At 71.0% G+C, this 19,799-nt stretch carries 20 protein-coding genes; 7 read left to right on the forward strand and 13 right to left on the reverse strand.

The features are described from left to right. Window positions 1-135: 135 nt before the first annotated feature. Window positions 136-1,023, reverse strand: a complete 888-nt coding sequence (locus BJY16_RS38895) for a DMT family transporter (RefSeq protein WP_185044524.1) — start codon at window positions 1,021-1,023, stop codon at window positions 136-138. A gap of 70 nt (window positions 1,024-1,093) precedes the next feature. Between BJY16_RS38895 and BJY16_RS38900 the strand changes: the two genes are divergently transcribed. Further along, window positions 1,094-2,029: a LysR family transcriptional regulator gene (locus BJY16_RS38900; RefSeq protein WP_185044525.1), complete on the forward strand. Its 936-nt coding sequence runs from the start codon at window positions 1,094-1,096 to the stop codon at window positions 2,027-2,029. Here BJY16_RS38900 and BJY16_RS38905 read toward each other — a convergent pair. Further along, on the reverse strand, window positions 2,019-2,543 hold the full coding sequence (locus BJY16_RS38905) for a GNAT family N-acetyltransferase (RefSeq protein WP_185044526.1): 525 nt from the start codon (window positions 2,541-2,543) through the stop codon (window positions 2,019-2,021). The genes BJY16_RS38900 and BJY16_RS38905 overlap by 11 nt on opposite strands. A 347-nt stretch (window positions 2,544-2,890) precedes the next feature. Here BJY16_RS38905 and BJY16_RS38910 point away from each other — a divergent pair, with 347 nt between their 5' ends. Next, window positions 2,891-4,510: a hypothetical protein gene (locus BJY16_RS38910; protein ID WP_185044527.1), complete on the forward strand. Its 1,620-nt coding sequence runs from the start codon at window positions 2,891-2,893 to the stop codon at window positions 4,508-4,510. A gap of 181 nt (window positions 4,511-4,691) precedes the next feature. On the opposite strand, the gene BJY16_RS38915 is transcribed toward BJY16_RS38910, so the two are convergent. Both BJY16_RS38915 and BJY16_RS38920 read right to left on the reverse strand, forming a co-directional pair. Continuing rightward, window positions 4,692-5,435, reverse strand: a complete 744-nt coding sequence (locus BJY16_RS38915) for a DUF305 domain-containing protein (protein WP_185044528.1) — start codon at window positions 5,433-5,435, stop codon at window positions 4,692-4,694. Between the two features lie 15 nt (window positions 5,436-5,450). Next, entirely contained in the window at window positions 5,451-6,209 is a 759-nt protein-coding gene (locus BJY16_RS38920) for a lytic polysaccharide monooxygenase (RefSeq protein WP_185044529.1), read from the reverse strand. Between the two features lie 206 nt (window positions 6,210-6,415). On the opposite strand from BJY16_RS38920, the gene BJY16_RS38925 reads away from it, so the two are divergent. Beyond that, a complete protein-coding gene (locus BJY16_RS38925; RefSeq protein ID WP_185044530.1) occupies window positions 6,416-7,675 on the forward strand; it encodes a vanadium-dependent haloperoxidase in 1,260 nt (419 codons plus the stop codon). 134 nt (window positions 7,676-7,809) lie between these two features. Here the strand turns inward: BJY16_RS38925 and BJY16_RS38930 are convergent, their stop codons facing one another. From BJY16_RS38930 to BJY16_RS38945, 4 genes are read right to left on the reverse strand one after another with little or no spacing between them, the layout of a single operon-like run. Then, window positions 7,810-8,142, reverse strand: a complete 333-nt coding sequence (locus BJY16_RS38930; protein WP_185044531.1) for a hypothetical protein — start codon at window positions 8,140-8,142, stop codon at window positions 7,810-7,812. A gap of 5 nt (window positions 8,143-8,147) precedes the next feature. Next, window positions 8,148-8,915 (reverse strand): hypothetical protein, encoded by a 768-nt coding sequence (locus BJY16_RS38935; protein ID WP_185044532.1) that lies wholly within the window; start codon window positions 8,913-8,915, stop codon window positions 8,148-8,150. A 23-nt stretch (window positions 8,916-8,938) separates the two neighbouring features. Further along, the gene (locus tag BJY16_RS38940; protein ID WP_185044533.1) at window positions 8,939-9,271 is read right to left on the reverse strand and encodes a hypothetical protein; all 333 of its coding nucleotides are present in this window, start codon (window positions 9,269-9,271) and stop codon (window positions 8,939-8,941) included. Beyond that, window positions 9,268-9,555 (reverse strand): hypothetical protein, encoded by a 288-nt coding sequence (locus tag BJY16_RS38945; RefSeq protein WP_185044534.1) that lies wholly within the window; start codon window positions 9,553-9,555, stop codon window positions 9,268-9,270. Before BJY16_RS38945 ends, BJY16_RS38940 begins: the two co-directional genes overlap by 4 nt. Before the next feature lie 292 nt (window positions 9,556-9,847). On the opposite strand from BJY16_RS38945, the gene BJY16_RS38950 reads away from it, so the two are divergent. Then, window positions 9,848-10,525, forward strand: coding sequence for a 4a-hydroxytetrahydrobiopterin dehydratase (locus tag BJY16_RS38950; RefSeq protein WP_185044535.1), 678 nt, complete (start codon window positions 9,848-9,850; stop codon window positions 10,523-10,525). 188 nt (window positions 10,526-10,713) lie between these two features. Here the strand turns inward: BJY16_RS38950 and aceB are convergent, their stop codons facing one another. Beyond that, a complete protein-coding gene (gene aceB / locus BJY16_RS38955; RefSeq protein WP_185044536.1) occupies window positions 10,714-12,339 on the reverse strand; it encodes a malate synthase A in 1,626 nt (541 codons plus the stop codon). Between the two features lie 32 nt (window positions 12,340-12,371). Next, entirely contained in the window at window positions 12,372-13,658 is a 1,287-nt protein-coding gene (gene aceA / locus BJY16_RS38960) for an isocitrate lyase (RefSeq protein ID WP_185044537.1), read from the reverse strand. 161 nt (window positions 13,659-13,819) lie between these two features. On the opposite strand from aceA, the gene BJY16_RS38965 reads away from it, so the two are divergent. The 3 genes from BJY16_RS38965 (at window position 13,820) to BJY16_RS38975 (ending at window position 17,965) form a co-directional block, all read left to right on the forward strand. Continuing rightward, the gene (locus tag BJY16_RS38965) at window positions 13,820-15,244 is read left to right on the forward strand and encodes a helix-turn-helix domain-containing protein (RefSeq protein ID WP_311775341.1); all 1,425 of its coding nucleotides are present in this window, start codon (window positions 13,820-13,822) and stop codon (window positions 15,242-15,244) included. Between the two features lie 150 nt (window positions 15,245-15,394). Further along, the gene (locus BJY16_RS38970; protein ID WP_185044539.1) at window positions 15,395-16,510 is read left to right on the forward strand and encodes a hypothetical protein; all 1,116 of its coding nucleotides are present in this window, start codon (window positions 15,395-15,397) and stop codon (window positions 16,508-16,510) included. A gap of 57 nt (window positions 16,511-16,567) precedes the next feature. Continuing rightward, entirely contained in the window at window positions 16,568-17,965 is a 1,398-nt protein-coding gene (locus BJY16_RS38975; RefSeq protein WP_185044540.1) for a sulfatase-like hydrolase/transferase, read from the forward strand. A gap of 51 nt (window positions 17,966-18,016) precedes the next feature. On the opposite strand, the gene BJY16_RS38980 is transcribed toward BJY16_RS38975, so the two are convergent. The 3 genes from BJY16_RS38980 to BJY16_RS38990 are packed head-to-tail and all read right to left on the reverse strand — an operon-like array spanning window position 18,017 to window position 19,764. Continuing rightward, window positions 18,017-18,397, reverse strand: a complete 381-nt coding sequence (locus BJY16_RS38980; RefSeq protein WP_185044541.1) for a RidA family protein — start codon at window positions 18,395-18,397, stop codon at window positions 18,017-18,019. After that, on the reverse strand, window positions 18,340-19,068 hold the full coding sequence (locus BJY16_RS38985) for a phosphatase PAP2 family protein (RefSeq protein WP_185044542.1): 729 nt from the start codon (window positions 19,066-19,068) through the stop codon (window positions 18,340-18,342). The genes BJY16_RS38980 and BJY16_RS38985 overlap by 58 nt, the downstream gene beginning before the upstream one ends. A gap of 9 nt (window positions 19,069-19,077) precedes the next feature. After that, window positions 19,078-19,764 (reverse strand): phosphatase PAP2 family protein, encoded by a 687-nt coding sequence (locus BJY16_RS38990; protein ID WP_185044543.1) that lies wholly within the window; start codon window positions 19,762-19,764, stop codon window positions 19,078-19,080. Between the last annotated feature and the right edge of the window lie 35 nt (window positions 19,765-19,799).

Here is a 19,799-nt window from a genome sequence, read left to right on the forward strand (position 1 = left end):
GTGGCGGCAAGAGGTGCCAGCTGTCGGCGGCCTGTGAGTTGACTGGCAACTTTCCTGAACTTTCACTATGAGTGATGCCCCGATCACGGCGGACGCAGGGCAACCGGATCATCACTCGGTCGGGGGGCGGCCATCCTAACCCGCGTTCACCGGAATTTCCGCACGCCTCCGGGCAGGCCGGGTGGACAACCAGCAACCGGCCACGATCAACAGAAATCCGGTCATCGTGCCCGGTCCGACCGGCTCGTGCAGCAGGGCCACCCCGAGCACGGTGGCCACCACCGGGTTCACATAGGTGACCAGGCCGGCCCGGTTCGACCCGGCCAGACCGATCAGCCGGTAGAACGCCAGCATGGCCAGCGCGGTGCAGAGCAGGCCCAGCCCGGCCAGCGCCAGCCACGAGTCGGCACCCACCCGCCCGGCGTCGGCCGGCAGGCTGACAAGGGCGAACGGGATCAGCGCCAGGGTGCTCACCGAGGTGGTGGCGGCGGTCAGCGCGTCCGGCGGGACCTCCGAGAGACGCTGCTGGACCAGCTTGGTGGCGAAGGCGTAACTGAGCGCCGCGAGCAGCACCATCCCGGCGCCGAGCAGGCCCCACCGGTCCCCGGAGACGTCCAGCCCGACCAGCACCACCACCCCGGCGAACCCGGCGACCAGGCCGGCCGTCCGGATCCCGGTGATCGGCTCGGTGCTCGCCATCAGCAGCGCGATCACCACCGGCTCGATCGCGATCAGGATCCCGGTCAGCGACGAGCTGATGTGCTGCTCGCCGTAGGTGATCAGCAGGAACGGGCCGACGATGTGCACCGCGGCGAGCACCGTGACCACCCGCATCCGGCCGCGCAGCGCGCTCAGCGAGCCGCGCAGCAGGGCGACCGGGAGCAGCGCCAGCGCGCCGATCGCGCATCGGCCGGCGACGACCAGCATCGGCGACAGGTCGTCGATGGCGATCTTGATCAGGAAGTACGGGATGCCCCAGAGGACCGAGACGAGGACGAACAGGAGCCAGGCACGACGATTCACAGGGCCAGCCTGCCGCCGTACCGTAGTAAGCGGTAGTGCTGACTTGCTGATGCCGTGTTAAGGATTACTGATGATCGACTCCCGTCGGCTGCAGGTGCTCTCCGAGGTGGCCCGGCACGGCAGCTTCAACCGGGCCGCCGCCGAGCTGCGGCTCACCCCGTCCGCGGTCTCCCAGCAGATCAGCGCCCTGGAGCGGAGCCTCGGCACGCCGGTGGTCCGGCGCAGCACCCGCGGCGTCGAGCTGACCGAGGCCGGGCTGGTGCTGATCGACGCCGCCGAGGCGATCAGCGCCGAGCTGCTCACCGCGCAGCGCGAGATCGACCGCTTGGCCACCGCGCGCACCGAGCGGCTCACCGTGGCCACCTTCACCAGCGGCGGCCAGCGGCTGCTGCCGGCCGCGCTGACCCGGTTCACCGCGGCCCATCCGGGCGTCGAGCTCACCGTGATCGAGAGCGAGCCGGAGGACAGCCTCCCGCTGGTCCGCTCCGGCGCCGCCGACCTGGCCCTGGCCTACCACTTCGACGGCCCGCCGCCGGTCACCGACGGCGACCGGTCCGGGTTGGTCTGGACGCCGGTGCTGCGCGACCCGATGTGGATCGTGCTGCCCGCCGCCCACCCGCTGGCCGGCGCCACCGCCCTGGCCCTCGCCGACCTGGCCGGGGAGCGCTGGGTGCACGGCTGCCTGGGCCAGAGCGACCTGCTGGAGCACTACGCGGCGCTGGCCGGCTTCGCGGTGCGCACCGCCTGCCGGGGCACCGACTACCAGTTCGCCCAGTCGCTGGTCCGGGCCGGGGTGGGGATCAGCATGATCCCCGAGGTGGCACTGAGCAACGAGACGGCCGGCCTGGCCGCGGTGCCGATGCGGCCGCCCGGCCCGTGCCGCTTCGTCGGCGTCGCGCTGCCCCGGCGGCGGCCCGCCCCGCTGGCCGGGGCGCTGCTGCGGACCCTTCAGGAGGCGGTCGGCTCGCTCCCGCCGAACCCGCTCACCCGGCCGCTCACAGACTGATCCAGTAACGCTTGAGCGGGCCCAGCTCGGTCTCCCGGACGTCCTCGAGCACGCCGCCGCGGCCCTCGATGGTCCGCGCCGACGCCTCGTTGGCCACGTTGCAGGTGATCAGGACCCGGTCCAGACCCAGCTTGCCGGCCTCGACCAGCATCTCGCCCAGCGCCCAGGAGGCGAGGCCGCGCCGGCGCGCCGAGGGGCGCACGCCGTAACCGATGTGGCCGCCGGCCCGCAGCAGGAAGTCGTTCAGCTCGTGCCGCAGCGCGATCGCCCCGAGATAGCGGTCGTCCTCGACGATCCAGCGGAAGGTGCAGTGCACCCAGCCCTCCGGCGCCGGCACGTCCCGGTCCGCGGCGGCGACCAGACCGTCCACCCAGGCCGCGAACTGCTCCGGAGTGTCCACCTCGGTCCCCGGCCGCAGCCCGGCGCCGTCCTGGTGCACGCCCCGCCCCCACTCGTCCCGGGACTCGAGCCAGCTGTCCCGGAGCCGGGCGGTCGGGATGATCAGTTCAGGCATTCCGCGACCCTATCGGAGGCGCCGGCCACGCATCGCGAGCCGCCCATCGGAATCTGTCGGTGGGCTCCGCTAACCTCGTCCCGGCCGCGAGGAGAGGGGGACGGATGGATCCGACCGGGAAGCCGGGCCGGCCGCAGGCGCAGCCGGGCTGGGGTCCACCCGCGACACCGCCGCCGGGCCAGGGACCGTCCACACCGCCGGGCTGGGGGTCACCCGTGCCGCCATCGCCCGCGCCGCCGGGGTGGGGCCCGCCCGCGCCGCCGGCCTCCGGGTGGGGGCCGCCCGCGCCGCCGCAGCCCGCGGCCTCCGGGTGGGGGCCGCCCGCGATGCCGCCGGGTGCTCCCCCGGTGCCCGCTCCGGCGAGGGTCAACCGGTTCGTCATCCCCGTCGCGGTCGCGCTCGTCCTGGTCTGCGCGGCCGCCGCGGTCTTCTTCTTCGTCACCCGGGACAAGACCGGCGCGGCCGCCGTGGGCGCGGCGTCGGACCGGCTCTACGACCAGTCCGCCGTCGCGGTCGACGTCTCCTACGCCAACCCCGACGGCGAGTCGGTCAGCGGCAGCTTCACGCTCGACGACGACCTGAACGCCACCGGCACCATCACCGATCCGCTCGCCGGCAGCGCCGAGCTGGTCGAGCACACGGCCTACGCGGCCGTCCGCGCCGACGTCGACTGGTGGGCACGCCGCGACCTGGACCAGGCTCGCACCCTGCAGAAAAGGTGGATCGAGCCGGCCGTCGACGCGTTCCCGGTGGAGATCACCGGGAGCTTCGGCCCGACCGCCCTCGCCTACTTCCTCACCCAGGTCGCGGACCACGGCACCGAGATCCCGGTCGCGGAGCCGTTCCGCGGCCGGCGGGTCACCGGCATGACCTGGGACGGCTGGACGGTCCTGGTCACCGTCGAGTCCCCGCAGCGACTCGTCTGGTTCGGCGGCCCGGTCACCGAGGACGGCCCGGTCGAACCGGTCTTCGATCCCAGCCCCGCGGCGCAGCCGGCCCACCTCAGCGTCACCGTCGACGACGCCCCGGACGACGCGGCGCAGGCGGTGCGGCACGCCGTCGCCCAGGTGATCCCGGAGGCCGCCAAGTCCGGCGGCGGCCCGCTGCCCGAGAAGCCACCCGCGCAGGGGTCCACCGTCGCGCCGCCCGGCCAGGGCGGCGTCTCCCGGGCGACGATCGACCGGCTCCGCGCCCGCGGCATCGACGCGTCCCAGGACCTGGTCCTGGACAGCGGCGACGAGCTGCGCAAAGCCATCGGTTTCCGGGCGCTCGACCTGATGTCCAGCCGCCCCGGCTACGACGCCGGCCGGGTGCTCGCCGCGGTCGACAACGCGGTCCGCCGCGGCGCCGTGCCGGAGCTGCAGACGCTCACCCAGTCCGGCCGGCTGGACAATCCGCAGGACCTCACCGAGACGCTCACCCACCTCGGTTTCGAGCGCGACGCGGCCACGTCGGGGAAGGACGAGGGCCAGGTCGGCTTCCGGAACGAGGTCCAGCTGGCGGTCACCACGCTGCGCGCCGACCCGCAGGCCCGGGTCCTGCTCAACGGCGTCAAGCCGGCCGCCGGCCGGGAGTACCGGGTCGACCTGCTGGTCTCCCGGACCGCGGGGACCGAGGCGATCCAGGTCAAGACGGTCAGCGACGACCAGCTGATCGGCAACCTGGTCCGCGCGTTGCGCCAGCTCAACGGCCGTGACCAGGCCGTGCCGGCCGCACAGGCGCCGCCCGGCAGCAAGCGGATCGCCCAGCTCCATCTGGAGCCGGCCGCGGGCCCGTTGCACGCCGCCGACCGCGCCGGCCTGGAACGCGCCCTGTCCGGCGCCGCCCGGCCCACCGTGCTGGCCGACTGGTGCGCGAACGGCCGAGCCCAAGCCGACGAGCTCCGCATCGTCAACCAGCTCGGCACCCACCAGTGGACCAAGGCCCAGCTCAGCACCCTCCTGGCCGCCGCCCCACCGTGCGCTTGACCCCGCCGGTCCCGGGCGCCGCCCTGCCCGCGCTGCCCCGGACCGCCACGCGACCCACGACACCGGCTGGCTCCCACGGGTCCCTCACCGGCCCCGAAACACCCATCGGGACCAGCCGGGACCGGGACCGGGCCACCGGCCGCGGTCCGGAGCGCCGCGCTCCTCGCCGGAGCGGGGTGGGTCAGGCGGCAAGTTTGAGGAGTTGCTGGATGTGGGACTGGCGGCGGGTGGTCATCTCGGCGGCCAGGTCGCGGGCTGGTGGGTAGGCGCCGGACGACGCTTCCAGACGCAGGGTCTCCATGCCGTTGTGGAGGTTGCCGAGGAGCAGGCTCACGGCCATCCGGTCGAAGTCGGCGCCCTGGGCGGCGGTCAGCTCGGCGAGATCTGCGGGGCGGAGGGCGTGCAGCTCACCGTGACCGGCGTGGGCGCCGGCTGACGGGTCGGCGGTGACCGGTTTTGACCAGCCGAGCAGCCAACGTTCCATGGTGCCGCTCTCGGTCTTCCACTGCGCTCGTAACTCGGCGGCGAGCGCTCGGATCGCTGCGTTGCCGGCGCGCTGTTCGGCGAGGGCGGCGACCTTCTCCCCTTCGGCGAGTTGGGCCAGCCCCATCTGCAGGAACATCACGTCGACGTCGTTGACCGCTTCGGAGGCGGTGGGCGGGGCGGTTGTCGCGGCGGGCGGCGAACCGGCGGGCGAATCGGCGCAACCGACCGGGAGGAGAGCGACCGCGGACAACAGAACCGCTGCCAGGGCGCGCTCCGGCCGTACCGGAAGAAGCACGCCGGCCAGGAAGCGGGCCCGGACCGAGAGGCGGGCCCGGACCGCAGCATGGGCCCGGACCGAGGAGGCGGCACGGATCACCGGGCGGGGCGGGGACGCGGCGGGGGCCGAGGCGGCCCGGGTGACCGGGCCGCTCGGTTCCATCAGCGAGAACATGGTTTACAGCGCGGTCCACAGGGCCGGGACGTTGGGCGGCTCCCAGCCGTTGAGGGCGGTGTGCGGCTGCCGGCACTGGTAGGACTTGCCGGCGTAGGTCACCTTGTCGCCCACCTTGTAGGCCGTCCCCGCCGCCCAGGTCGTGGTGCCCGAGGTCGGCGTCGGGGTCGGGGTGGTCGCCGTCGGCGTCGGCGTCGGTGTGGGCGAGCTGGTCGCGGTCGGCGTCGGGGTGGGTGTCGACCCGCCGCCACCGCCGATGTTCAGGTCCACGCAGGAGTAGAACGCGTTGACCGTGTCCGAGATGTTCCACCGGGCCAGCACGGTCTGCCGGCCGGTGAAGCCCTTCATGTTCACCGTGTGCGACTTGGTCGCGCCCGGCTGCGCGCCGCCGTCGTTGAACGACGCCAGCAACGTGTTGCCGATGAAGTATTCCCAGGTGGCGGTCGAGTGCCGCGCGGTGAGAACCCAGTTGAAGGTGACGTTCTGACCGACCGTGGCGGCCGGCCAGCTCTTGCTGTTGTCGTTGAGCACCGTGAAACGGCTGCCGCCTCCGTTGCACTGTGTCGACCCCTTCGGGGCCTCCACGCTCTGCGGTTCGTAAACGATGTCGCCGCAGCCGGAGACCGCGCCGCTGGCGCAGTTGGCCTGACGGCTGGGCGGGGACGAGATGTAGCCGTGCGCGGACGCCGGGGAAACGGCCACGAACAACGACCCGGTGACCGCCGCAACGGTCAGCGCGGGCAGGGTGAATCGACGTCTCATCAGGGGCTCCTTGGTGAGAGATGAGGGACGACGTGTTCACCAAAGTAAATGAAGTGTTCTTAACAGTAAACACTGTTAAGGAATCTTTAGGGCAGGGGATCTTCCGGATGTTTTAGCCCTGCCGGACAGGTCTTGTGTGGACGGTGGCGGGCCGCCAAGGTGGTGGTCATCAATATCGACACCTTGCGACCTCTCGGGGGAACCTGATGGCGTACCGTCGCCTGCCCGCTCTGACCGCAACCGTGACCCTGGCCCTGACCACCGCTTTCGTGCCGGCGGCGGCGCAGGCCACGCCGCGCGGGCCGAACGCCGTGGTGGTCTGGAACCTCAACGCGCAGAACGAGATCTACGAGGTGGCGAAGCAGTCGCCGGCCACTGCGGCCCGCAGCTTCGCGATGGTGCAGGGCGCGGTCTACGACGCCGTGAACGCGATCGCCGGCACCCCCTACCAGCCCTACCTGACCGCGCCGAAGGCCCGGCACGGCTACTCGGCCGACGCCGCGGTGGCCGCCGCCGCGTCCGACGTGCTGCTCTCCCTCTTCCCGGAGCAGGCCGCCACCGTGCGGGCGCAGTACGACACCGCCCTCGCCGCGATCCCGGACGGCTGGGCCGAGCGCGGCGGCGTCGAGGTGGGCCACCGGGCCGCCGCCGCGATGATCGCGGCCCGGGCCGGCGACGGCGCCTTCGACCCCGACACCTGGAACGTCAGCACCGCGCCCGGCCAGTGGCGGCCCACCCCGCCGAGCAACGTGCAGGACGGCGCCTGGTTCGCCGACCTGCGCCCGTTCGTCATCCCGGACGCCGCGATGTTCCGCACCGCCGGCCCGCCCGCGCTGACCAGCGCGGACTATGCGAAGGACCTGAACGAGGTGCAGGCGATCGGCGGGGCCACCAGCACGGTCCGCACCGCCGACCAGACCCAGTCGGCGATCTGGTGGCACGACCGCCGGCTCACCGAGTGGGCGATGAAACGCCAGCTCGCCGAGACGCAGCACCTGAGCACGCTGCAGACCGCCCGGATGTTCGCGATGATCGACATCACCAACGTGGACGCGCTGATCGCCTGCTACAACGAGAAGAAGTACTGGAACTTCTGGCGCCCGGTCACCGCCGTCCAGCAGGCCGACAACGACGGCAACCCGGCCACCACCGGCGACCCGGCCTGGATGCCGCTGCTGGTCACGCCGCCGTTCCCGGACTACACCTCCGGGCACACCTGCTCGTTCTCCGCGCTCACCGTCACCTGGCAGCGCTTCTTCGGCCGCGACGACATCCCGATGAGCGCCTACAGCGCCGACTCGGGCACCACCCGCGCGTTCCCGAGCTTCTCGGCCGCCCTGGCCGAGGTCGTCGAGGCCCGCATCTGGGGCGGCGTCCACTTCCGAGCCGCCGACGTGGAAGGCGTCAAGATCGGCAAGGCCACCGCCCGGTACGTCCTCGCCCACGAGTTCCGCCCGCGCCGCTAGTCCCCGCTCCCGCCAACGCCGACCGGCGCCGGACCCACCACGGCCCGGCGCCGGCTCAGCTGCCGTCCCCCCGGCGATCCGGCGACCGAGCGAGATCGAGTTGTTCCATCTTCCCGCAGCTGAGGAAGCCGTGCTCAGTGGTTCCCTCGGAGATGCTCCAGGCCATCGACCGCCGAGGGACCATACATCTCCCGGATCTCCCCTTCGAGCCGCGCTCGTTCCGCAGCGGACAGATTCGCTTGCCACTCCCTGTACCGCCGCAGCTGGTCCATCAGCACGACGGAATAGGCCCGGGTCCGGGTCAGGTCGCCCAGCGTGATCCGGCCGTCCAGCAGATCGCGTGCGATCTCCTGCAACTCGGGGCCGCCGCTGCCGTCGCTGAGTCGCTCCAGACCGTCCTTGACTGCCCGGGCCACCTTCGGCGAACCAGCCGTCACCTCTATGTCGCGCTCCAGCCCCGCATCCATGATGCTCAGACCGCCGGTGACACGTAGGGGGCGTGGGGCAGTGGCCGGCTCGACAGGTCGCCGCCCTGGTAGGCGAGCGACATGCCCTCCCCGATGAGCCCGAGGATCACCGTGCCGGCGGTGTTGATGATCGTGGAGGCCTTGTTGATGAGCGAGAGCATCTGCAGCGTGATCAGGGCGGCCGCACCCACACCCGCGGTACCGACCACGGCGCCCACTCCCGTTCCGTAGAGAGCGCCGCTCGCCCCGACGGTGAGACACCACAGAACAGCGCTGTCCGCGAGCGCCTGCAAGATGTTCCCGAGCTGGTTGGAAACCTGCCAGGCCCCAGTCGCCGCCTTGTGGTAGGCATCGCCACCGGGAGCGATGGCGGTCTGCTGACCACTCGTCCTGGCGGCAAGGTCGGAGAAGTACGCGTACGCGGCATCGCCGGCGTTGCCGTTCCACGACTGATCGAGCTGGTTCATCCCCGCCTGGATGTCGATTCCCACCTGTTGCACGCATCGAGCGAGGTTGGCCATGGCGTCGCCGAACTTCCAGATGCCCTCCCAGTCACCGGCGAGCCACTCGGTGAACCACCCGAAGACGTCGACCCCGGTGATGCCCTCGATCGCCTCGTTCAGCCAGGCGGACGGACTGACGGCGTTGAAGAGGTCGAGGGGATTGACGAAGCCGTTGCTGATGGATTCGTCCGGGTCGCCGGGTACGGCAAGGTGGTCAGTGGGGTCTTCCCATCCGGGTACGGTCAACGCCTGATCGTTGTCGTCGTCCACGGGCTCTTTCCGTTCAGTGACTGCTAATCGCGGGAAGGACTGGATCGGGGGACCTGCGGAAGCAGCGCGTCAACCTGAGCTGCCGAGACCATGTCGGTGTTCTCGTAGGCCGAGGCTGACTGCTCCAGTGCGCCGCCGGATGATCCGAGAAGGGTGGAAAGCTTGTCGAGCATCGCGTTCAGGTCAGCCACGTAGGTGTCGTGGTATCCGGCGAACTTCCCGATCAGACCCTGCTCGTGGACGCTCAGCGAACCGTACTGATGGACGTAGGCCCTGGCCTTCTGCGTAGCCTGCTGGAGTCCCCTCAGGTGGGTCGCGTAGATCCTCATCAGCCGAGGGTCGACATCGAGTTTCATGACCCGTTGACCTCGATGACCGAGTAGGCCATGGCCACCAGAAGAACAAACGCGATCACGCTGTAGATCGCACAGCGCCGCCAGAGCGCGCTCAGTCTTTCCGGATCGGACGTCCGGTGGAGTTTGACTCCCTCCGCCGCGGCCAGGACGAACGCGGCTGCCGGCACCAGCAAGAGGCCCCAGGTGATGGGGTTCGTCCCGATGCCGCGCGCCAACCTCGCCGCGCCGCTGATCAAGAGCATCAGGTAGACGAAAGCGAGCAGGAAAGCCACTTTGCCGACCAACCGCTGCATCCTGATCGTTGACTCTTCTGAAGTTTCCACACTTCCTCCGGCGGATTCGAGCGGCCGCCGATGTCCTGGCATCCGGCAACCTCCCCGGCCGGCGATGCCATTGGCGCCCGTCGTTGAGTAGTACCCGCGTCAGGCGGCTGGGGTTCAACCCGGGAATCCCGACCTCGGGCTCTGTCGGCAACAGGACATCATGCCCTGACCAGGCGAAGATCGTAGGACGTGATGGGGCGATCGGAAGCGCGCCGGGCCCCTTGCAGGGCGGTGCGCGGGACAGGATGTGGGGATGACGAAGCTGACTGGGCGGGAGATTGCCGAGCGCGCGCCGCAGGGGTGGGTGCTGCTGCTCGGCGGGTTGCAGACCCGGCTGCGGACCGGGGGGTTCGCCAAGGGGCTGGAGCTGGTGAACGCGATCGGGGCGGTGGCGGAGCGGATGGACCATCATCCGGACCTCGATCTTCGGTACGGGTATGTGGACGTGCGGACCAGCAGCCATGACGTGGGGGCGGTGACCGGGCGGGATCTGCGGCTGGCGCAGGAGATCTCGGAGCTTGCCGAGAAGGCCGGGGTGACGCCGGAACGGGACGGGCTGGTTCGGCTGGAGCTGGCGCTGGACACGCCGGACGCCGGGCGGGTGCGGCCGTTCTGGGCGGCGGTGCTCGCGTGGGGTTCCGGTGGCCGGGCCGCCGCGGCGGCCGGCGGGGATGACACGGACGGGGAGGACGTCCGGGACCCGGACGGGCAGTTGCCGTTGGTGTGGTTCCAGCGGTCCGGGAGTGAGGAGCCGCGGCAGCGGTGGCACCCGGATCTCTGGGTGGATCCGAGTGAGGTGCAGCCGCGGATCGACGCGGCGGTCGCGGCCGGCGGGACGCTGGTCAGCGATGCGGCGGCGCCGAGCTTCTGGGTGCTCGCCGACCCCGAGGGCAACAAGGTGTGCCTCTGCACCTGGCAGGACCGCGGATAGCGGTGGACGGCAAGCGAGCCGGCACCTCGGGGAGGTGCCGGCTCGGCGGGAGTGAAAAGGGTTCCCGCGGGATTGCCGGCGTAGCGGGGCAGGTCGGAGGGCTGTCCCGCTACGCCTGGTTCGTGGCGCTGGAAGGGTTTGCGGCGAAGCGGGGCAGGTCGGAGGGCTGCCCCGCTTCGCCTCGTCGATCAGGCCGCGACAGGAGCCTGAGCGACGACCGGAGATGCGGACCCGGCCGACAGGTGCCGTAGGTATGCCGGCAGGGTCAAGAACTCCGGGCACGTCCGCTCGGTCAGCAGGACCGTCAGGAGCGTCCGGGCCTGGCCGAAGAGCCGGGCCGCTTCCTCGTCCAGTGCACCGGTCTCGCTGAGCACGTCGAGTTCCTCGCGCAACATCCGGGTGACCAGGGCGGCCGTGACCGGCACGCCGTAGTCGGTGGGCGTGCCCGACGAGATCCACTGCCACAGCTGAGCGCGGCAGATCTCGGCGGTGGCGGCGTCCTCCATGAGGCCGCCGAGCGCGACGGCGCCGCGCCCACCCAGCCAGGAGGCGATGTAGCGGAGCGAGACGCTGACGTTGTTGCGCAGCGCCACCTCGCTCACCGACACCCCGCTGGCCTTGACGTCGAGCAGCTCGGCGGCGCCGACCCGCACGTCGTCCCGCTTGCGCACGATCTGGTGCGGCTCGTCGCCGAGCCACTGGTCGAACACCTCGCGGCAGGTCTCGACCAGGCCCGGGTGGGCCACCCAGGAACCGTCGAAGCCGTCGCCGACCTCGCGCCGCTTGTCCTGGCGCACCTGGTTGAGCGCGCGCTTCGCGGCGACCGGGTCGCGGCTGGGCACGACCGCGGCCATCCCGCCGATCGCGTGCGCGCCGCGGCGGTGACAGGTCTTGACCAGCAGCTCGGTGTAGGCCCGCATGAACGGCGCGGTCATGGTGACCTGGGACCGCTCGGGCAGGACCACGTCCGGCCGGTTCTTGATCATGCTGAACAGGTAGTCCCAGCGGCCGGCGTTCAGGCCGGCCGAGTGCTCACGCAGCTCGTAGAGGATCTCGTCCATCTCGAACGCCGCGTTGATCGTCTCGATCAGGACCGTGGCCCGGATCGTGCCGCGCGGGATGCCGAGCCACTCCTGGGCGAAGACGAAGACGTCGTTCCAGAGGCGGGCCTCCAGGTGCGACTCCAGCTTCGGCAGGTAGAAGTACGGCCCGGAGCCCCGGTCGATCTGCTTCTGCCCGCAGTGGAACAGGTACAGGCCGAAGTCGAACAGCGAGGCGGAGACCGCCCGGCCGCCGATCCGCAGGTGGCACTCGGGCAGGTGCCAGCCGCGGGGGCGGACCATGATGGTGGGCATCTGGTCGCCGACCTCGTACCGGCGGCCGTCGGCGGCCGTCCAGTCGAGGGTGCCGTCCAGCGCGTCCTTCAGGTTGATCTGGCCGAGGACGACGTTCTCCCAGGTGGGGGACGTCGCGTCCTCGAAGTCGGCCATCCAGACCTTGGCGCCGGAGTTGAGCGCGTTGATGGTCATCTTGCGCTCGGGCGGGCCGGTGATCTCGACGCGCCGGTCGAGCAGGTCGGCGGCCGGGGCCGCGACCTGCCACGACGCGTCGTCCCGCACGTGCTGGGTGGAGGGCAGGAAGTCCAGGTCGGTGGTGCGGGTGGCCCGGCGGCGCCGGCGGCGCTCCAGCAGCTGCACCCGGCGTGCGCCGAATTCCCGGTCCAGCGCCACCACGAACTCGATGGCTTCGGGGGTCAGAATCTCGGAGTATCGGTCTGCGGTGGTTCCGGTGATGGTGATCTCTTCGGCACCCATGATCAGATCTCCCTGCCCATCTTTCTACTGACTCAGAACTGCTCGGCCTCGGTGGAACCGGACAGGGCGGTGGTGGACGACTCGGGGTTGAGGGCGGTGGAGACGGCGTCGAAGTAACCGGTGCCGACCTCGGCCTGGTGCTTGGTGGCGGTGTAGCCGTCGGCCTCGGCCGCGAACTCCGCCTCCTGCAGCTTCACGTACGCGCTCATGCCGGTCTCGGCGTAGCCCTTGGCGAGCTCGAACATCGAGTGGTTGAGGGCGTGGAAGCCGGCCAGGGTGACGAACTGGAACTTGTAGCCCATCGCGCCGAGCTCCTTCTGGAAGCGGGCGATGGTGCTGTCGTCCAGGTTCTTCTTCCAGTTGAACGACGGCGAGCAGTTGTAGGAGAGCAGCTTGCCCGGGTGCTTGGCGTGCACCGCCTCGGCGAACTTGCGGGCGAACTCGAGGTCCGGCTTGCCGGTCTCGACCCACAGCATGTCGGCGTAGTCGGCGTAGGCGATGCCGCGGGCGATGGCCGCGTCGTCGCCCGGGGTGACCCGGTAGAAGCCCTCGGCGGTGCGCTCGCCGGTCACGAACGGCTTGTCGCGGTCGTCCACGTCGGAGGTCAGCAGGTCCGCCGCGAGGGCGTCGGTCCGGGCGATCACCAGGGTCGGGACGCCGGCCACGTCGGCCGCCAGGCGGGCCGCGTTCAGGGTGCGGCAGTGCTGCTGGGTCGGGATCAGCACCTTGCCGCCCAGGTGGCCGCACTTCTTCTCGGAGGCCAGCTGGTCCTCCCAGTGCACGCCCGCCGCGCCGGCCGCGATCATGCCCTTCATCAGCTCGAACGCGTTGAGCGGGCCACCGAAGCCGGCCTCCGCGTCGGCGACGATCGGGGCGAACCAGTCGCGCTCGTACTTGCCGTTCGAGGTGTCGATCTGGTCGGCGCGCAGCAGCGCGTTGTTGATCCGCCGGACCACCGCGGGAACCGAGTTCGCCGGGTAGAGCGACTGGTCCGGGTAGGTGTGGCCGGAGAGGTTCGCGTCCGCCGCGACCTGCCAGCCGGAGAGGTAGATCGCCTTGAGGCCGGCGCGCACCATCTGGGTCGCCTGGCCGCCGGTCAGCGCGCCGAGCGCGTTGATGTAGTCCTCGGTGTGCAGCAGTTCCCAGAGCTTCGCGGCGCCCCGCTCGGCCAGGGTGTGACGCTCCTGCAGGGTGCCCCGCAGACGCACGACGTCCTGCGCGGTGTAGTCGCGCTTGACGCCGGCCCATCGCGGGTCGCTGGCCCAGGCCTGAGTGAGGTCCTCTGCGGTACCGCCCCGGTTTTCGGCAAGCTCAGTCATCGAAAATTCCCTTTCGTACCCTGTCGCGTTCTTCCTCGTGGAAGAACTTCACTCTCAGGGATCCCACCAGCCCCTTAAAAGGCCTTCCGTAAGAGAAGAAGTGAAAAATTTCTGATAAGTTGAAACACGTGACCGCTTCATCTTCAGACTCTGTCGATCTCGTGACGCTCGGACAGCGCTTGCGGCATTTGCGCCGCTCGAAAGGCATGACGCTGGACCAGCTCAGCGCGGCGGTCGGCCGGGCCCCCTCGCAGCTGTCGCTGATCGAGAACGGGAAACGGGAGCCCAAGCTCTCCGTGCTGCAGGGCATCGCGGCGGCGCTCGGCGTGCCCATGCAGGACCTGCTGCGGGCCGAGGCGCCCAGCCGGCGCGCCGGGCTGGAGATCGAGCTCGCGCACTTTCAGAAGAACCCGGCATATTCTGCTCTGGGCCTGCCCGTGGTGAAAGGTGGCCGCAGGCTCCCGCCGGACGCCCTGGAGTCGCTGATCGGGCTACACCGCGAACTCAACCGGCTGCTCACCGAGCAGAGCGCCACCCCGGAGGTGGCCCGTCGCGCCAACGCGCAGCTGCGCGCTGACATGCGCAAACGCAACAACTACTTCGCCGAGATCGAGGCCGCGGCCAACAAGATCCTGCTTTCGGTACGGCACACCACCGGCCCGCTCTCGCAGCGCGGCATCCTGGACGTGGCGGCGCAGGTCGGGTTCACCCTGCACTACGTGAACGACCTGCCCAGCTCGACGCGGTCGGTGACCGACCTGAAGAATCGCCGAATTTATCTCCCGCAGGTGGCCAGCGGGAAGGGCCACGACCCGCGGGGCGTGGTGCTGCAGACGCTCGGGCACTTCGTCCTCGGGCACAACGACCCGGCCGACTACGGCGACTTCCTGCGCCAGCGGGTCGAGGTCAACTACTTCGCGGCGGCGCTGCTGATGCCGGAGAAGTTCGCGGTCGACTTCCTGTCCGAGGCGAAAGCCGACCGGGCCCTGGCGATCGACGACTTCCGGGACGCGTTCGGGGTGTCCTACGAGACCGCGGCGCACCGGTTCACCAACCTGGCGACCCATCACTTCGGGATCCCGGTGCACTTCGCCCGGGTGCACGAGAGCGGGATCGTCTACAAGGCGTACGAGAACGACAACGTGCGCTTCCCGTCCGACGTGACCGGGGCGATCGAGGGGCAGCCGGTCTGCCGCAAGTGGGCGTCCCGGACGGTGTTCGAGGCGGAGGACCCGTACTCGTCGTTCTACCAGTTCACCGACACCACGGCCGGGACGTACTGGTGCACGGTGCACGTGGAGTCGACCCGGTCCGGGGAGTTCTCGGTGACCGTCGGGACCCCGTACGAGCACGCGCGCTGGTTCCGGGGCGGGGACGTGTCCGGGCGTACCGTCTCGACCTGCCCCGATCCGGACTGCTGCCGCCGCCCGCCGGCGCAGCTGGTGGAGAACTGGGCCGGCAACGCGTGGCCGAGCGCCCGGGTGCACTCGCACCTGCTGGCAGCGCTGCCGCCGGGCACCTTCCCGGGCGTCGACAACCGGGACGTCTACGACTTCCTGGAGCGCCGCGACCACGGGGCCTCGTAAAGTTCGCCGAGTGCCGGGCGCGACTACGTGACCGAGCCGTTCCCACCCGTCCCCGCGCCGGAACGCCCGGCGTGACTCACCGGTCCGGCCAGTGGATTCCACCGGATCGCGGGTGCAGGTGATAGGCCCGAATTGGGCAGAATGCCGGGGATGCAGACGACCATGTGGGCCCGCGGAACCGTGATCCTCGCCGGGTCGCTGATCCTCGGGCTGGCGGCGTGGGGGCGGCCGCCGTTCCCCTACTGCGGGACGCTCACCATGGCGGCGCTCACGGCGTACGCCATCCGGCATGCGACCTGGACCGGGCCGCGTCGCTGGACCATCGCGGGGTTGTTCCTGCTCACCCTGTCCGCGGCGCTGACCGACGCGGACCCCGGCGGCGCCGGATGGCCGACCGCCACCCTCGCCGGCGACGGCTTGATCGCCCTGCTCAACCAGTGGGCACTGGCGGCCGGCGGCCTCTTCCTGGCCGGCGGCTTGCTGCTGGGTGCGGCGCAGCACCCCGGCCCGGCATCCGAGCGACACGACCCGCAGCCCCGACCACCATCCGAGCAGCCCCAGCCACACGTCCGGCTCCGGCGGCGCAAGCGGCTCCTGATCCCAGCGATCGCCTTCGCAGCGGCCGTGCTGACGACGACCTGGTGGCTGGCGGGCCTGGGCCGGCCTCCCGGCACCGCGACGCTGACCACCCTCCGGCTGTGGGCCCTGATGCCGATCGCACTCGCCCTCATCCTCACCGCGCTGGCGGCGTTGACCGGCACCCGGGCAACCAGGCCTGCCACTCTGGGCCTGCTGCCACTGGCCGGCTTGCTGGTCGGCGCGCTGGGCGCCACCGCCGGCAACCCGGCGCTCAACGAACGTGTCCATCCTGTCGCGATCCGCGAAATCTACGAGCCGTCCAGCACGACTCTCTACCTCGGGACGGCGACGACAGCCCTCCCCGACTACTCGCCCTGTTCCATCCATGTCGCTTGCGGCTACGCCGTGGGCGGAGCGACAGGCGCCGCCGAGTTCGGCGCGTGGAGCGACCCCGAGTCCGGCGCGTGGAGTGACGCCGAGATCGGCGCATGGAGCGACGCCGAGGTCGGCACTTCGAGTGACGTCGAGGTCGCAGCGTCGAGGAACGCCCCGGCGACACCCTGGGACCCATGGAACGCCGAGATCGACCCGCACCGTGCCGCCCTCGCCGCCTGGGCCGCGCTGCTCCTCCTCGGCCTCATCGCGATGATCACCACAGTGCCCCCAGCACGTGAGACAACCCTGTGAACCCATCTTTCCTATAGGTAATGTCGGCGCGGCACCGACGGATCCATAGGAGATGATGTGACGAACCGTGGCACCACCCGGCGCGGCGTCTTCGGCGCCCTGGCCGGCGCCGCCGCCGCGACCACGCTGCCGGCCGAGGCGGAGGCCGCCGAGCGCCCGTTCCAGGCCGCGCCGGCCGGGCACGGGAAGCCGGCGAAGCGCCCGAACATCCTGTTCATCCTGGCCGACGACCTCGGCTGGGCCGACCTGAGCAGTTACGGCGCGGTCGACATCAAGACTCCGCACCTGGACCGTCTGGCCCGCGCCGGGGTCCGGTTCACCCAGGCCTACTCGGCCGGCGCGGTCTGCTCGCCGACCCGGGTCTCGCTCTACACCGGCCGGTACCCGGGCCGGATCCCGGGCGGCCTGCCGGAGCCGATCGGCGCGGCCAACGCCACCGACGGCATCCCGGCCGGCCATCCGACGCTCGCCTCGCTGCTGAAGAAGTCCGGTTACGCGACCGCCCTGATCGGCAAGTGGCACGGCGGCTTCCTGCCGCACTTCGGCCCGTTGAAGTCGGGCTGGGACGAGTTCTACGGCAACTATTCGGGCGGCCTCGACTACTACTCGAAGTACAGCCACACCGGGCAGTACGACCTGTACGAGGGCGAGACCCCGGTCCAGGACGACCGCTACTACACCGACATCCTGGCCGAGCGGGCCGAGGCGTTCGTCCGGCGTGAGCACACCGCGCCGTGGCTGCTGAACCTGAACTTCACCAGCCCGCACTGGCCGTGGGAGGCGCCCGGCGACCGCGCGGTCAGCGCCGAGATCACCGCGAAGATCAAGGCCGGCAACCTGCAGGCGATCTTCCACAATGACGGCGGGTCGCTGGACACCTACCGGAAGATGGTGGAGAACCTGGACACCCGGATCGGCCAGGTGCTCACCGCGCTGCGCCAGACCGGCCAGGAGGAGAACACCCTGGTGGTCTTCGCCAGCGACAACGGCGGCGAGCGGTTCTCGTACCAGTGGCCGCTCACCGGCAACAAGGCCGGCCTGAACGAGGGCGGCATCCGGGTGCCGACGATCGTCCGCTGGCCGGCCCGGATCCGCGGGCACCAGGTCAGCCACCAGCCGGTGATCACGCCGGACTGGACCGCGACGCTGCTGGAGATCGCCGGCGTCGCGCCGGACCCGGCGTACCCGCTGGACGGCACCAGCCTCGCCGGTTACCTGCTGCGCGGCGCGGACGCCCCGGAGCACGACCTGTTCTGGCGGACCCGGGCGTCCCGCGCGCTGCGCCGCGGCAAGTGGAAGTACCTGCGGTCCACCGCGACCGGTGCGGACCTGCTCTACGACCTGGAGGCCGACCCGCGCGAGCAGGCCAACCTGGCCGCCAGGCAGCCCGCGCTGGTCGCCGAGCTGCGAGCCGCGTGGGAGCAGCTCAACGCGACCCAGCTGCCCTACGGCTAGGGTCTGTCCTGCCGATCAAGCGAGGGCGAGGCGTGACCGGCAGGACAGACCCTAGATCGCGGCGACCGCTTCGACCTCGATGAGGAACTCCGGGCGGAACAGACCGGCCACCCGGATCAGGGTGCTGGTCGGCGGGGCGGCGACGTTCACGAACTCGTCCCGCACCGCCCGGACCACCGGCAGCTCGTCGGTGTCCACCACGTAGAAGGTCAGTTTCACCACGTCCGCCCAGGCCGCGCCGGCCTGGGCGAGCGCGGCCCCCAGGTTGCGGAACACCTGGCGGGTCTGCGCCTCCCAGCCGTCCGGCACGGCGCCGTCCGGCCCGGCGGCCACCTGACCGGAGGTCCAGATCAGGCGGCTGCCCTCGTGGATGGTCACGACGTTGCTGTACCCGTTCGGCGTCGGCTCGCCGGGGAAGTCGAAGGGGACCATGAACCCACTTTAGTGATCTTCCACGGCACGTGGGGGTCCAGAACGCCGCGGGCCATCACGAACAGGCACAGCGAGGCGTTCACAAAGGACGACAGCACGTCGCTCGGGTGGTGCATGCCCCGGTACATCCGGGCGGTGGCCACCGCGAGCGGCACCAGCACGAGCCCCCAGCAGAGCGCTTTGAGCCAGGCCGGCCGGGCCAGCACGGCGAAGACGATCGCCAGTCCGACGTAGAGCGCGAACGCCGCCGAGGTGTGCCCTGACGGGAAGCTGGACGTCGGCGGCGACGGGTCGAGCCGGTGCACGTCCGGCCGCGGCCGGTCGATCGCCAGGGTGGTGAAGAAGAAGACCACGGCCTGCGCGGTCACCGCGAGGCACAGGAAGATCGCCTCGCGCCAGCGGTGCAGGGTGAGCCGCAGGATCAGGGCGAGGACCGCGGTCACCGCGATGATCGACGAGGTGTTCCCCACCGCGCTGAAGAATCCGGAGACCTCGGTACGGTCCGGGGTGCGCGCGTCCTCGAACGCCCGGTTCACCCCGTCCTCCACAGTGAACGGCCAGGTGTGCTCGAGCACGTGGGTGAGCAGCAGCCCCATCCCGATCAGCAGCAGCAGGATCGCCGCGACCGGCAGTATCACTCGTTTGAACGCCTGAACAACGAATGTGGACACGGCGCCCTTCTACCCGATCGCGCGCTCCCGCACACGCCGGCCCTGGAACACCGCGACGGTGACCGCCGGGACCGCCACCCCGAGCAGCAGCCCGGCCACCACGTCACTGGTCCAGTGCACCCCGAGCGCCACCCGGCTGTAGGCGGTCATCACCGGGAGCAGCACGCCGGCCGCGCACAGCGCCAGCCGCCCGCCGCGCCCGCGCACGCGCGGCAGCAGGACCAGCAGGAAGACGGCCGCGCCGAGGGCCGCGTTGAGCGCATGCCCGGAGGGGAAGGAGAAGCCGGTGGCACGGGCCACCGGATCGAGCAGGTCCGGCCGATGACGGCCGAAGAGCAGTTTGAGTACGCCACCGAGCGCACCCCCGGCGGCCATCGTCGCCGCCACCCACCAGGCGAGCACCACCTCGTTCCGCCGGGCCAGCCAGATCGCCAGCACCAGCGCGGCCAGCCGCCAGGTGTTCGGGTGGAAGACGAGACTCCACCAGTCCATCGCCTCCACCCAGCCGGGATGCCCGACCGCGTAGACGTGCAGCGCGTCGGTCACGTCGTTGTCGAGCTCCCGCAGCTCGCCGGACTTCCCGAGGACCAGTGCCGCGATCACCCCGAACGGCACCAGCAGCCCGATCGCCGCCCCGGCCGCCTCGGTGGTCCGCACCCCGAGGGAGATCTCCCGCCCCTTCCACATGCGCCGCATATACCCAGCGTCCCCGCCGCGAAGCGCGACGGGGA

The organism is Actinoplanes octamycinicus, assembly GCF_014205225.1.
Taxonomy (GTDB): Bacteria; Actinomycetota; Actinomycetes; order Mycobacteriales; family Micromonosporaceae; genus Actinoplanes; species Actinoplanes octamycinicus.

Excerpts from the sequence above, each read along its gene's own strand:
- BJY16_RS38900 (WP_185044525.1), top strand. The coding sequence starts at position 1,094 with ATGATCGACTCCCGTCGGCTGCAGGTGCTCTCCGAGGTGGCCCGGCAC.
- BJY16_RS38905 (WP_185044526.1), bottom strand. The coding sequence starts at position 2,543 with ATGCCTGAACTGATCATCCCGACCGCCCGGCTCCGGGACAGCTGGCTC.
- BJY16_RS38915 (WP_185044528.1), bottom strand. The coding sequence starts at position 5,435 with ATGGAACCGAGCGGCCCGGTCACCCGGGCCGCCTCGGCCCCCGCCGCG.
- BJY16_RS38920 (WP_185044529.1), bottom strand. The coding sequence starts at position 6,209 with ATGAGACGTCGATTCACCCTGCCCGCGCTGACCGTTGCGGCGGTCACC.
- BJY16_RS38925 (WP_185044530.1), top strand. The coding sequence starts at position 6,416 with ATGGCGTACCGTCGCCTGCCCGCTCTGACCGCAACCGTGACCCTGGCC.
- BJY16_RS38930 (WP_185044531.1), bottom strand. The coding sequence starts at position 8,142 with ATGGATGCGGGGCTGGAGCGCGACATAGAGGTGACGGCTGGTTCGCCG.
- BJY16_RS38940 (WP_185044533.1), bottom strand. The coding sequence starts at position 9,271 with ATGAAACTCGATGTCGACCCTCGGCTGATGAGGATCTACGCGACCCAC.
- BJY16_RS38950 (WP_185044535.1), top strand. The coding sequence starts at position 9,848 with ATGACGAAGCTGACTGGGCGGGAGATTGCCGAGCGCGCGCCGCAGGGG.
- aceB (WP_185044536.1), bottom strand. The coding sequence starts at position 12,339 with ATGGGTGCCGAAGAGATCACCATCACCGGAACCACCGCAGACCGATAC.
- aceA (WP_185044537.1), bottom strand. The coding sequence starts at position 13,658 with ATGACTGAGCTTGCCGAAAACCGGGGCGGTACCGCAGAGGACCTCACT.
- BJY16_RS38970 (WP_185044539.1), top strand. The coding sequence starts at position 15,395 with ATGCAGACGACCATGTGGGCCCGCGGAACCGTGATCCTCGCCGGGTCG.
- BJY16_RS38980 (WP_185044541.1), bottom strand. The coding sequence starts at position 18,397 with ATGGTCCCCTTCGACTTCCCCGGCGAGCCGACGCCGAACGGGTACAGC.
- BJY16_RS38990 (WP_185044543.1), bottom strand. The coding sequence starts at position 19,764 with ATGCGGCGCATGTGGAAGGGGCGGGAGATCTCCCTCGGGGTGCGGACC.